The sequence below is a fragment of the Lacticaseibacillus pantheris DSM 15945 = JCM 12539 = NBRC 106106 genome (genome assembly GCF_001311175.1).
GTDB classification, from domain to species: domain Bacteria; phylum Bacillota; class Bacilli; order Lactobacillales; family Lactobacillaceae; genus Lacticaseibacillus; species Lacticaseibacillus pantheris.
The window spans coordinates 1-12,271 of sequence record NZ_BBAI01000004.1 but is presented as its reverse complement, the minus strand read 5'-3'; the positions used below and the strand labels follow the sequence as shown (position 1 = coordinate 12,271).

General features: G+C 57.4%; 5 protein-coding genes and 4 pseudogenes. 6 read left to right on the top strand and 3 right to left on the bottom strand.

Going from position 1 to position 12,271, the window contains the following annotated elements; genetic code table 11:
• The first annotated feature begins 139 nt into the window (after positions 1 to 139).
• The 3 genes and pseudogenes from hflX (at position 140) to JCM12539_RS13020 (ending at position 4,804) form a co-directional block, all read left to right on the top strand.
• A pseudogene (hflX, locus tag JCM12539_RS02475) lies at positions 140 to 1,425 on the top strand (GTPase HflX).
• Between the two features lie 1,000 nt (positions 1,426 to 2,425).
• A pseudogene (abc-f, locus tag JCM12539_RS02470) lies at positions 2,426 to 3,930 on the top strand (ribosomal protection-like ABC-F family protein).
• Between the two features lie 109 nt (positions 3,931 to 4,039).
• Positions 4,040 to 4,804, top strand: a complete 765-nt coding sequence (locus JCM12539_RS13020) for a hypothetical protein (RefSeq protein WP_156302007.1) — start codon at positions 4,040 to 4,042, stop codon at positions 4,802 to 4,804.
• 136 nt (positions 4,805 to 4,940) lie between these two features.
• On the opposite strand, the gene JCM12539_RS02460 is transcribed toward JCM12539_RS13020, so the two are convergent.
• A complete protein-coding gene (locus JCM12539_RS02460) occupies positions 4,941 to 5,576 on the bottom strand; it encodes a DUF1648 domain-containing protein (RefSeq protein ID WP_054648996.1) in 636 nt (211 codons plus the stop codon).
• A pseudogene (locus tag JCM12539_RS02455) lies at positions 5,569 to 5,842 on the bottom strand (autorepressor SdpR family transcription factor). Before JCM12539_RS02455 ends, JCM12539_RS02460 begins: the two are co-directional and overlap by 8 nt.
• Before the next feature lie 329 nt (positions 5,843 to 6,171).
• Between JCM12539_RS02455 and JCM12539_RS02450 the strand changes: the two are divergent.
• From JCM12539_RS02450 to JCM12539_RS02440, 3 genes and pseudogenes are all read left to right on the top strand, one after another.
• Positions 6,172 to 6,945, top strand: a complete 774-nt coding sequence (locus tag JCM12539_RS02450; RefSeq protein ID WP_082405292.1) for a DeoR/GlpR family DNA-binding transcription regulator — start codon at positions 6,172 to 6,174, stop codon at positions 6,943 to 6,945.
• 15 nt (positions 6,946 to 6,960) lie between these two features.
• Positions 6,961 to 7,875, top strand: coding sequence for a 1-phosphofructokinase (gene pfkB, locus JCM12539_RS02445; RefSeq protein WP_054648992.1), 915 nt, complete (start codon positions 6,961 to 6,963; stop codon positions 7,873 to 7,875).
• Between the two features lie 24 nt (positions 7,876 to 7,899).
• Positions 7,900 to 9,835 (top strand): annotated as a pseudogene (locus tag JCM12539_RS02440) (PTS fructose transporter subunit IIABC).
• A gap of 530 nt (positions 9,836 to 10,365) precedes the next feature.
• Here the strand turns inward: JCM12539_RS02440 and JCM12539_RS02435 are convergent.
• Positions 10,366 to 11,961, bottom strand: coding sequence for a gluconokinase (locus tag JCM12539_RS02435; RefSeq protein WP_054648990.1), 1,596 nt, complete (start codon positions 11,959 to 11,961; stop codon positions 10,366 to 10,368).
• Positions 11,962 to 12,271: the final 310 nt, after the last annotated feature.

Here is a 12,271-nt window from a genome sequence, read left to right as displayed (position 1 = left end):
CTGTAGGGCCCCAGCGGCCCTTTTTTTTCATGCCTGTTAACCACCCGCAATCGCACAGTTACTATGTTGTGGGGTACACCACAAGCATCGCATCAGGTACGCTGGCTCAACCGACGTGCCCGTGAGGAGGATTTTTTTTATGCCCGAAACACAAACCAACGCCATCGTCGCCGGCATCTCCCGGCGCCAACCGAACTTTGATTACACAATGACCGAGCTGGCCAATCTCGCTGCGGCCAATAATTACGTGGTGGTCGACTCCGTGCGCCAGAACGTCGACCAGGTGATCGCCGCCACCTATTTTGGTAAAGGCAAAGCCGAAGAAATTGGCGAGTTGGCCCGGCTGAAAGGCGCTCAAGCCATCATCGTGAACGACGAGCTGACTCCCAGCCAGCTGCGCAACCTCGAAAAGATTATCGGCGTGGACGTCATTGACCGCACCCAGCTGATTCTCGACATCTTTGGGACCCGCGCCCGCTCCAAGCAGGCCAAAACCCAGGTCGAAATCGCCCAGCTACGGTACGCCCTGCCCCGGCTGCGTCAGCGCAACGCCAACTTTGACCAGCAAAGCGCTGGTACCGGTGCTGGTGGGGCTGGCCTCGCCAACCGTGGTAGTGGTGAAACACAACTCGAACTGGACAAACGGCGCCTCACCAAGCGCATCAGTCGCTTGAAGCAGGAGCTCGCCGATGAGGCCAAAGACGAGGAGACCCGCAGCGCCCAGCGCAACGAGAGCCACCTGCCGACGGTCGCCCTAGTCGGCTATACCAACGCCGGTAAGTCCACCACCATGAACGGTCTCCTCAACCTCTTTGCCGAGCAGGGTGAGACCAAGAACGTCGAGGAGAAGGACATGCTGTTCGCCACGCTCGACACCTCGGTGCGCAAAATCGAGCTGCCGAGCAACCGCGCGTTCCTATTGAGCGACACGGTCGCTTCGTCAGTAAGTTACCCACCAAGCTGGTGGATTCCTTCAAGGCCACGTTGGCCGAAGCCAAGAACGCGGACCTGCTACTCCACGTGGTGGACTACGCTGACCCGCATTACCAGGACATGATGGCGGTCACCGAAGCGACTTTGGCCGACATCGGCATTCACGACGTGCCCACTATTATCATCGATAACAAAGCCGACCTGCGTGCCGATACCGTCTACCCCGAAATGGTCGGCGACTCGGAACTGATTTTCTCCGCGCGTGACCAAGCGTCACTGGAGAAGTTAGCGGCCCTAATCGAGGAGAAACTGTTCGCCCACGAAGAAACGCACCGCTACCTGATACCGTTTAGCGACGGCCAGGTGGTCAGCTACATTAACGACCACCTCAAGATTGACGCGACTGAGTACACCGATAACGGCACGCGCATCACGGCCGCGGTGGACGCCACCCAGGCCGGACGCTTGGCTAAGTATCTAGATGAAGACTAACACGTTGCCCCCGGCCTGCCTTGGTCGGGGGCTTCGTCGTGCTATTGGTGGTTCTGGCTGGTGGGATACTGCGACTTGGTGGACCACTGCTAGTGGCTGGTCGTACTAGCGTGATGGCTCCGGTTGAGCGGCTGGTCCCCGCGACCGGAGCCACCACACCAGTACGACCAACGGTAGATGTCAGTCGTTACAATGAATAGATAAGTTTGATATAACGTTAAAATAGCGTGGCCATCCATGCCCGGCACGGTGTGAAGTTAGACTGTCAATTTTGACAACGCGCCTCGAAGTCCCGCCGTATTCCCCGTGCAGGAAGTGTTCACGCGATTGTTCACTCAAACTACGGTGTTTTCCGACATTACTACATATAATGGGAAACAGCGGGAGGACTTTGGGTCTGGGTGTCGTGACTGTAGCGGTTGTGGACACAGTAGCGGGCGGCCGCGTCGGTCGGGCTGGTGAGCGGAGGCGTGTGGGGTCGGAATGGTAACCACTGCCTGCTTCTCGCAGGAATGGCGCAGCCAGTCCGAGAGCTCCATTGGCTTTAGCCGTTAGAACGCGACGACTTCTGAGACTGACCGGTGGTTTTCCGGACGGGCTTGGAATCGCGGCGGAAACACGCCCGCACCTGGCGGGTTGTAGCTTCGCCCTAGCAGTGGTTACCGCGGAGCACCCACGTAAGCCGGAGCCCACCACCTCGACCAACGCTGCCGTCACCAACCACTACCGTTGACGCACGTCAGGTCGGCATGGTATAACATTGGCAGTAGAAATCGAGAGGAGGCCGCGGCCATTGAAGAACTAACCAATCACAGTTGCATGTCACCACGCCGCCAGTCAACGTACTGGTTCCGTTTGGTGTCGCCATGATTGGTTAGAACAACGCTTCAAGGTCCGGTCCGCAAAGTCGGGGCACCATGCCCGCTTTGTATAAACGCGCCGCCAGTCTGGTTACACCACCCGGACTGGCGGCGTTTGCGTATCCCCAAGGAGGTCCATCATGTCCACCATTACTATTAACCACCTCACCTTTGCCTATCCCGGCCAGGACGATATTTTCACCGACCAAAGCATCACCTCGATACCAGTTGGCACCTCGGTTTAACCGGCCGTAACGCGCGGTAAATCCACCCTGCTCAACCTATTGCGTGGGCAACTAACCGGCACCGGCAGCATCAACGTGCCCGTACCCGTCACCTACTTTCCGCAACCGGTCCGTGACACCTCCCGTGACGCGTGGATGGTGATCGACGATATTACCACTAGCGAAACCTGGATGGTTGAGCGTGAATTAACGCTCCTGGGCGTGCCCAGCGATACCCTCTACCGCCCCTTTGACAGCCTATCCGGCGGCGAGCAAACCAAGCTCCTGCTGGCCGTACTGTTTGCCGACAACACCAGCTTCCCGCTTATTGACGAACCCACCAACACCTGGACCACGCTAGCCGCGAGCAAGTGGCTACCTACCTGAACGGTAAGCGCCAGGGCTACATCGTTGTCGCCCACGACCGCGACTTTCTTAATGCCGTCACCGATCATACCCTCGCCATCGAGAAACAGGGCATCACGCTGATGCAGGGCAACTTTGCCACCTATACGCAAACCAAAGACGCGCAGGATCAACGCGAGCAGGCGGAACAGTCCCAACTGCGCAAAGACATCGGGCGACTGCAGGCCACCGCGCGGGCCAAGCGGGACTGGTCCGGCAACCGGGAGGCCGACAAGCACGGTAACCGCCACGTGAAGGGGAGCACCCAGGGCGACGGCACCATCGCCGATAAGGGGTTCATCACCGCACGGGCGGCGCGCACCATGAAGAAGGCCAAGCACCTGGAACACCGTATGGACGATGAAATTGCGGCCAAGGAAAAACTGCTGCAAAACGTGGAGTACATCGAGCCGCTCCATATGCTGTACACACCGGACCACCACGACGTCCTGATTACCGTCCGCAACCTCAGTCTGAGTTACGGCGACCAGCCCCTGTTCGCGCCGGTTTCGTTCACCGTGAAGCGCGGCGAACAGGTAGCCGTCGTGGGGCCGAACGGTGCGGGCAAGACCTCACTCATCAGGCGCTGCAGGGCAACTTTGCCGGCCACGTTGACGGCGAAATTACCGTCGTGCAGTCGGCACAGGCAAGCCACGTCCGCCAGCTTTTTCCCGATAATCGCGGTCTCCTCGGCGACTTTGCCGAACAAAGGGGCGTTGATTACCAAGAATTGCTTCGGAACCTCAAGCAGCTAGGCGTTGAACGGTCCGTATTTGCGGTGCCCATCGAGCAAATGTCCGCCGGTCAGCAAAAAAAAGGTGGAGCTCGCTGCTAGTCTGGCAACGCCAACCGGCCTCTACGTGTGGGACGAACCGCTGAATTACCTGGATGTATTCAACCAGGATCAACTCATCGACGTCATCAATTCCGTTCAACCCACCATGCTACTCACGGAGCACGACCAACACTTTATTGACGCCGTAGCAACCAAAGTTATCACCCTTCAACCGGCGTAATTCGAGCCCAAAACTGTTTAATCCTGGTAACCATCGGTGGTCACAAGCCCAGTCTTTGATATAATAACAGGAGTGCACCACATCAAAGGCTGTCGTGGAGGTGATTACCGTGGCCAGAACATCAGAAGAGCTCCTTGCGCAACTGCGGCAGCAACTCACCCGCGGCCGCGTCGTGTGGTCGACGGTTTGGGTGCGCCGGTTGTGGACCACCATCCTCGACCTCATGTGGACGGTCAGTATCCTCCTAGCACTCACCAGCCTGTTCGTCTACCTATCCGATCCCACTTTGGGGGCGCTGTACTGGTACCAATTAACGACCCCCAGTTTCTGGTCGGCTAACATCGTGCTGTTTTGGCCGTGGAGCGTGCTGATATTCTTCACCGTGTTGGAGGTGGTCCGCTACCTCGCTCGCGTGGGGCGGGTCCGCAACACCGCCGCTCGTATTAAGCGTCATCCCGAGGCCATCATCATCGCGCACACGCTGAACATCAATGCGCGTATCTCGATGACGTACCGCCAGCCGGAGGACGCACGCCCCGTCACCCAGGTGATTGCAGCGCTCTCCGATGCCGACAAAGTTGTCTGGAAAGACTGGTGGCACAGCGCCGCACCAACAAAAGCGACGCCAAGGGCCACCAGTACACCGGCTTTGACGAACGTGGTATTCGCCGCTTTCTTGCCGCCCGGACCGACATCGAAATTTTTGAATTTATCAACCAAACTACGGCCATCCCCTACTTCTGGTCGACTAGTGACGCTGGATTCGTGTCAGCCTACTACCTTCCTGAAGGGGGCCACGCGCAGATCATCCTGGCGCGACTTACACCCACGAATACAATCAAACTCATTAGTCCCAAATTGTGGCTGCTACTGACGTTCGCCGAGATTCTCAACATCGGTGAAGACAACTAGCTGGTCACCGCTCCGCCACACCAAAAAGCATCGTCCCGCGTCAACGTGGGCCGATGCTTTTTTGGTGGACGACCTCATTTCCACGGCCATCACGATAATTATCCTTGCCGAACCGACAGTCGGTACCCCCACCAGCTCACGGCCAGCAGCAAAACCACCGCGATTGCCAGCGCCGCCACGGACACCATCGGGGGTGCAAACAGACTGGCAATCATCAACAAACTACCACCGACCATCGTGTAGCCCATCGCCCGGGCAACTCGCGGCCAGGTACGAGGGTCCGCCGCGGCTTTGTGCATACCATTCAGCGTCCGGTTATAGCCAGCGGGCACTGTTGGCAGGTAGTTACCCATCCCCATGAACATCATGGCCACTACGATGATTGCCACCCGCCGAATGTCGATATCACTACCCAGATTGGCCTGAATCGTCGTGAAGTACAGGATAACTGTAATCGTCGGCATAATGGCGTACAGCAACCGTTCAAAGCGCACCGCCTCGCCCTTATGGTTAGCATTCAACCGCGTGATACCGACCAATAGTAGTTGTAGCAACGTCATCAACACGGGTATGCCGTAAACAGCCATCGCCTTAGGCATCCACCCGTTAACCTGGTTGTTAAATCCCCAGTGGGTGGCCATGCGCGCTGGTAATTCCGGATAATGGGCCCACCCGTACAGTACGCGCCAGATAACGGCAATCGTAAAAGCCAGAACACGGTTAGTTTTATTCATGATGTGAGCCTCCAATCGAGTAAATCCACGTCAGCACGTCCTCGAACACGCTGGCATTAATGTCATAGTAGATAAAGTTTTTTTTCACGCCGCTCCGAAATTAATTCCGCTTGCTTCAACAGTTTTAAATGGTAGGACACGGTTGCTTGACTCAGTTCAAAGTGGTCGACAATCTCGCCGGCAGAATATGAGTGCTGCTTTAATAACTCCAAAATCTCACGCCGCACCGGGTCCGCAATCGCCTTTAACGTTTCGGTCATTGCCATTTGGCTCGCCCCCCTATTTAGATATCTTTCTAAATAGATTGTACACCCGCCATAGCCGCTTTGCTACAACTATTTTGAATTCTTTCGATATAGGTTGCCAAACAAAGTCACCAAAAGTGTGCACGGTGTCGCCTTTTAATGTCCTAATGTACGTAAATAAGTCGTATTTACCGGTTAATCAGCACCCAATTCGCAAACTACATCGATAGGCGAATGCTGTAACGGCAATGTTTGTGCGGTCACCTGGACATTTTTTTTGACGCTTTTTGCGCATTTATGGTTGCCAATGGTTACTTTCCGTGTATAATAAGTTCAGGAAGGTGATGAAAGTGCTTACAGACGAACGCAAACGCCATATTCTCCACGTGCTCGACCGCGACGGCATGGTCAGCGTCCAGAGCCTCTGCTCGGACATGGCCACCTCGTCGTCCACCGTCCGCCGCGACTTGGCGGACCTCGAGGACGAAGGTCTACTCGAGCGGATCCACGGTGGTGCCAAACGCCGCGGCGGACTGCGCGACGAGCCGACCGTCCGGGTGAAGGCCAACCAGAACACTAACGCTAAGTCAGCGATTGCCCAAGCCGCGGTGGCCGCCGTCAGCGCCGGGGACCTGATCTTCCTGGACGCCGGCACGACGACCGCGCACCTGGTGCCGTTACTGCACGACGTTCCGGACATCACGGTCGTGACCCCGGGGGTTGATAACGCATCACTGCTGGCCGACCACAATATCCGTAGCATCATGCTGGGGGGGCAACTAAAGCCCACCACCAAAGCGGTCATTGGTGCCGAAGCAGCGCAGCAACTGCAACGCTTCCGCTTCAACATCGCCTTTATTGGTACCAACGGCATCCACCCGGACTACGGGGTCACCACCCCCGACCCGGAGGAAGCCGCCATTAAGCGGCTGGCAATTGATCACTCCGTGGATACCTTCATCCTGGCCGACCACAGTAAGTTCGACCAGGCCAGCTTTAGCCAGATTGTAGGGCTACGGGCCCACACCATCATCACCACTGATATCGAGACGCTGGGCAGTCCGTACAATGAATGTCGCAACATCGTTGATTCACTACATTCACCGACTGTCCGTCAGCAATAGAAAGAGGTACTGCACTTGATTTACTCAGTCACACTGAACCCCGCCATTGATTATGTTATCGGCCTGCCCCACCTGGAGTTAGGGGCGGTCAACCGCCTCACCAGTGCCGTCAAGCTGCCCGGGGGCAAAGGCATCAACGTCTCCCGGATTCTGCAGGCCCTCGACATTCCCACGACAGCCTGGGGGTTCAACGGCGGCTTTACCGGCGAATTCATCACTGATAGCCTGCACGCGCTGGGCCTACACACCGACTTTGCACCAGCAGCCGGCGACACGCGGATTAACGTCAAGCTCAAAGCCGATAGCGAGACCGAGCTGAACGGCGCTGGCCCCACCATTACGGAGGACAACGTTGCGGCGTTCAAAGCTAAGTTCGATGCCCTCCAGCCTGGAGACGTCGTCGTGATGGCTGGTAGCATCCCGCAAGGCCTGGGCGACTCGTTCTACCGCGACCTGATTCCGCTGATTCACCAACACGGGGCCGACTTCGTCATCGACACCACCGGTCAGGCGCTGCTAGACACGTTGCCAGAGCACCCGCTCGTAGTCAAACCGAACCACCACGAGCTGGCCGCACTCTTCTCCGACAACGAGTACACCGACCTCCAGCAGGTGGTGGAACGTGGTCGCCGCTTACTCGAAATGGGCGCGCAACACGTCCTCGTCTCGATGGCTGGTGCGGGTGCACTGATGATTACTAAGGACCACGCCTGGCACGGCACCGTACCTAAGGGCGACGTTAAGAACTGGGTTGGGGCTGGCGACAGCATGTTGGCCGGTTTCACTGGCACCTTTGCCCAGACGCACGAAGCACTCACGAGTTTTAAAACGGCCATCGCCTGCGGGAGCGCCACCGCGTTCTCAACCGACCTGGCCGATAAGGAAAAGATTGACGCTGTGCTGGCCACCGTCAGCATCGAAGAACTATAAACCAAACGGATTGGAGCAACTATCATGGACATTCGCGAACTACTACTTAAAGACGTCATGATTATGAACCTCAAGGCCACGACCAAGGAGGAAGCCATCGATGAGATGGTTGCCAAGTACGCCGAACAAGGCATTATTACTGACGCCAAACTTTACGGTGATGACATCCGCAAGCGTGAGGGTGAATCCACCACCGGTATCGGTGACGGCATCGCCATGCCGCACGCTAAGGACAAAGCCGTAAGCCGTGCGACCGTACTCTTCGCCAAGAGCGACGCCGGGATTGACTTCAACGCGCTGGACGGCCAGCCGGTCCACCTGTTCTTTATGATTGCCGCCCCTGAAGGTGCCGACAACACCCACTTGGCGGCCCTCGCCGCATTATCCTCCCTGCTCATCAACCCGGACCTAGTCGCCCAGTTGAAGCAGGCCCAGACACCTGACGACGTGGTCAGCCTGTTCAGTGCCGCTCAGGCAGCTAAGGAAGCCAAAGACGCGGCGGACGACGCTAAGGAAGCGGCCCCTGCCCCACAAACGGCGACCATCCAGACCGGCGCAAAGCCGTTTATCGTGGCCGTAACGGCCTGTCCTACCGGGATTGCACACACGTACATGGCTGAAGCCGCGCTCAAGGAACAAGCCGAAAAGATGGGCGTCGACATCAAGGTCGAAACCAACGGCTCTGAAGGGGTTAAGCACAAGCTGACCGCCAACGACATTGCGCGCGCCCAAGGTGTCATCATCGCAGCCGACAAGAAGGTCGATATGGACCGCTTTGACGGCAAGCACCTGATCAACCACCCCGTAATTGACGGGATTAAGAAGCCAGAAGAGTTGATTAACACCACTTTGAACGACGAGGGTGCCATCTTCCACGGCAACGGTGCGGCGGGGATGACGAAGAGGAAGAATCCGGCAGCTTGTGGAACCGCATCTACAAGGACCTGATGAACGGTGTATCGAACATGCTGCGTTCGTGGTTGGTGGTGGTATCATCATGGCCATCTCCTTCATCTTTGAACGGTACGCGGGTGCCCACTCCGGACTGTTCACGTTCACCAACAACCTGGGTAACTACGCCTTCAGTTTCTTGGTTCCCGTTCTAGCCGCCTACATTGCCGTCTCTATCGGTGACCGGCCGGCCCTCATGCCCGGGTTCGTTGGTGGGTGGATGGCGACATTGACCGCCGCATCCTTCGTTAAAGCCCAGAACCCAGCCGGATTCTTGGGTGGCCTGGTTGCCGGGTTCGTTGCCGGCTGGATGGTTGTTGGCCTGAAGAAGTTGTTCGCCAACATGCCGCACAGTCTGGACGGGATGAAAACCATCCTGATCTATCCGGTAATTGGCCTCGCGTTAATTGGTCTGGTCATGTTCTTCATCGTGAACCCAATCTTTGCTGCCATCAACGGTGCTTTGATTGGCGCCCTGGAATCCATGGGCACTGGTAACGCCATCCTGGTGGGTACAATCCTCGCCGCGATGATGAGTATCGATATGGGTGGCCCCTTCAACAAAGCCGCTTACACTTTTGCCATCGGGATTTACTCCGCATCCAACTACACTGATGGTCGCTGGATGGCCGCCGTCATGGTTGGTGGGATGATTCCACCACTGGCTATCGCCCTAGCATCCACGTTCTTCCCGAAGAAGTTCACCGAACAGGAACGTCAGTCTGGTATCTCCAACTACGCTTTGGGTCTAACCTTCATCACTGAAGGCGCCATTCCGTTTGCTGCCACTGACCCCGTGCACATCATTGGTAGCTCCGTCATCGGTTCCGCAATTGCCGGTGCCCTGACCCAGCTGTTCCGGGTGAACGTGCCGGCCCCTCACGGTGGGATCGTTGCCCTGGCCCTGACGAACCAGAAAGTCGGGTTCCTGGTATCGCTGATTGTCGGTGCCGTCGTCGCCGGGTTGATCCTGGGTATCTGGCGTCCCGTTGCCAAAGAAAATGCTTAGGTAAATGAAACGTCCTGCAGCCAGATGGTTGCAGGACGTTTTTTTTGTATAGTGAGTGCTGTGCTGGCAAAGTGGTGGTGGAGTTGCGGCTTTGTGAACCACTCCGTAGATTGCTAGGCTGGTGGTAACCGGCAGCGTAGGTCGGGTTGGTGAGTTACGGCTTTCGTGGGCGCTCCGCGGTAATCCACTGCTAGGGCGAAGCTACAACTCGCCAAGTGCGGGCGAGTTTCCGCCGCGATTCTGAGCCTGCCCGAAAAACCACCGGTCAGTCTCAGAATTCGTCGCGTTCTAATGGCTAAAGCCATAAGAACGTTGCACCCCGGCAGTGGTTACCACTCCGACCCACACGCCTCCAACTCACCAACCAACCGACGCGGCCTCAGGCTACAGTATCAACCATGTTTCCGGACACACTCCACCACCACTTTACCGGCACCCGTCAGTTCGTGGCACCCAGCTGAATTTGGACAAACACAAACGTTGGGAATTCGTGGTACCCGTAAAGTACAGTCACGCATTCAGTGATCAGACTACCACCAGAGGCTTCGCAGATAGCAAGCAATTGATGAGACACTCGCTCTCGCACTAAATCTCCCACTTCCGTCCGGCCTGAAACGCTGCCAGCTGGTCATCCACTTCATCATTGTTGTAGATGATTTCACTCCAGATACCGTACAAAGTCGCGTACGCCGCCGCATCGGCCTCATCCGGCTCCACAACTTTGCCCGCAGACTGCGCCGTCTGCTCCATCGCGGCCGCGTCAATGCCCAGGCTGCGTAGTCCCATAATGGCAGCGCGAGAGCCGAACTATCCACGCTGTCGGGCACCATCACCGCTTGGTTCAGCACACCCGCCAACATCGTGCGCCATACATCACTTTGCGCCAACCCTCCGCCCACGCGGATGGTTACCGCGCGCCCAGTTAAGTCCTCTAGGTCATCCAACACAACTTTGAGCCCATACGCCACACCCTCCAGCGCCGCGCGGGCCATGTGCGGCCGGGTGTGCTGCGCGCTCAGTCCGTAGAATGACGCCCGCGAATCGGGATCCCACAACGGCGCGCGGGAACCGTTGAAGTACGGTACGCACAGGACGCCATCCGCACCCGCCGGCAATTCCGCCACCGCGTGCATGAGCGTGGCCTCACTGGTCGTACCCACCTGCCTGGCTGCGTCTGGCAGGTGCGGGAACAAAGCCGTCTGCGCCCACCGCAACACGTTGCCACCGTTACTCAGCGCCCCGCCAACCAACCATTGATGCGGCGCCACGTAGTACGTGAACAAAGCGTGATGGGGATCCGTTACAACGTGGTCAACAATGACCCGGGCGGCACCTGACGTCCCCACGTTGACCGCCACGTCACCCGGCTGCGTCGCGCCTAAGCCCAAATTGCTTAAGGCACCGTCGCTGGCGCCAACCACCACCGTGGTGGCAACGTCCAGGCCGGTCGCCTCCGCTACAGCATGACGAAGCCCATGAATTTGGTAATTCGTATCTACCAAAGTCGGCAGTTGTTCCTGACGGATACCTGTGAGTTTGAGGGCGCCGTCGTACCACTGCATGGTTTGCACATCCATCAATCCGGTGGCACTCGCCACGGAATAATCCTCAACGAGCTCGCCGGTCATACGGTGGAGCACGTACTCCTTGATACCCAAAACGTACCGTGTCTGGCTGAGCAGAGCGGAATTCTGTTCACGCAACCAGATGAGTTTAGCCAAAGGTGTCATGGGGTGCGCTGGTATTGGGACGTGATCGAAAAGGTTGTCCTGATCGAAGGCATCACAAATTACATCGTAAGCATCGCGGGCCCGCGTGTCGGCCCACGTCATCAGGCGGGTCAATGGCGCCATGTCGCCGTCAACCAGCATCATGCTGTGCATGGCGGCGGAAAAAGCGAGACCCGCAATGTCGGTAGCAGGCACCCCGCCACTTTGCATCACCGTGGCCAGCCCGTGAATCACCGCTTGATAAATCGTGTCGGGATCTTCCTCCGCCATGCCGGTGCTGTCCTGGTACAGCTCATAGCCGTTGTTGGCGCGAGCAAGCTGGGCGCCTGCTTCGTCGTACAGAATCACCTTGGTACTGGTCGTGCCGATATCCACGCCAATTATGTATTGCGTCATCCTCGTTACCCCCAAGTTATGTATACCGCTATTCTACCAGCTTTAGTGTAGGTTTGGTGATTGGGTGGTTCGGTGACGGTTCTGGCCGGTGCGGGTGCTGCGGTTTACTGCGACCTGGTGGACCGCTCCACGGTGGCCGCTGCTAGGGCGAAACCTCCAACCGCAAAAACCGCGGTTTCCGGTGCGACTTAGAGCCTGCCTGCCAAGTGCGGGCAGCCAGTCTCTAAGTTCGTCGCGCCGTACATCGCTACGCTCTTACGGCGGCAAGCCCCTAACAGCGGTCACCGTTCCGGGTCCAGTCGTCTCCGCA

Excerpts from the sequence above, each read along its gene's own strand:
- JCM12539_RS02460 (WP_054648996.1), bottom strand. The coding sequence starts at position 5,576 with ATGAATAAAACTAACCGTGTTCTGGCTTTTACGATTGCCGTTATCTGG.
- JCM12539_RS02435 (WP_054648990.1), bottom strand. The coding sequence starts at position 11,961 with ATGACGCAATACATAATTGGCGTGGATATCGGCACGACCAGTACCAAG.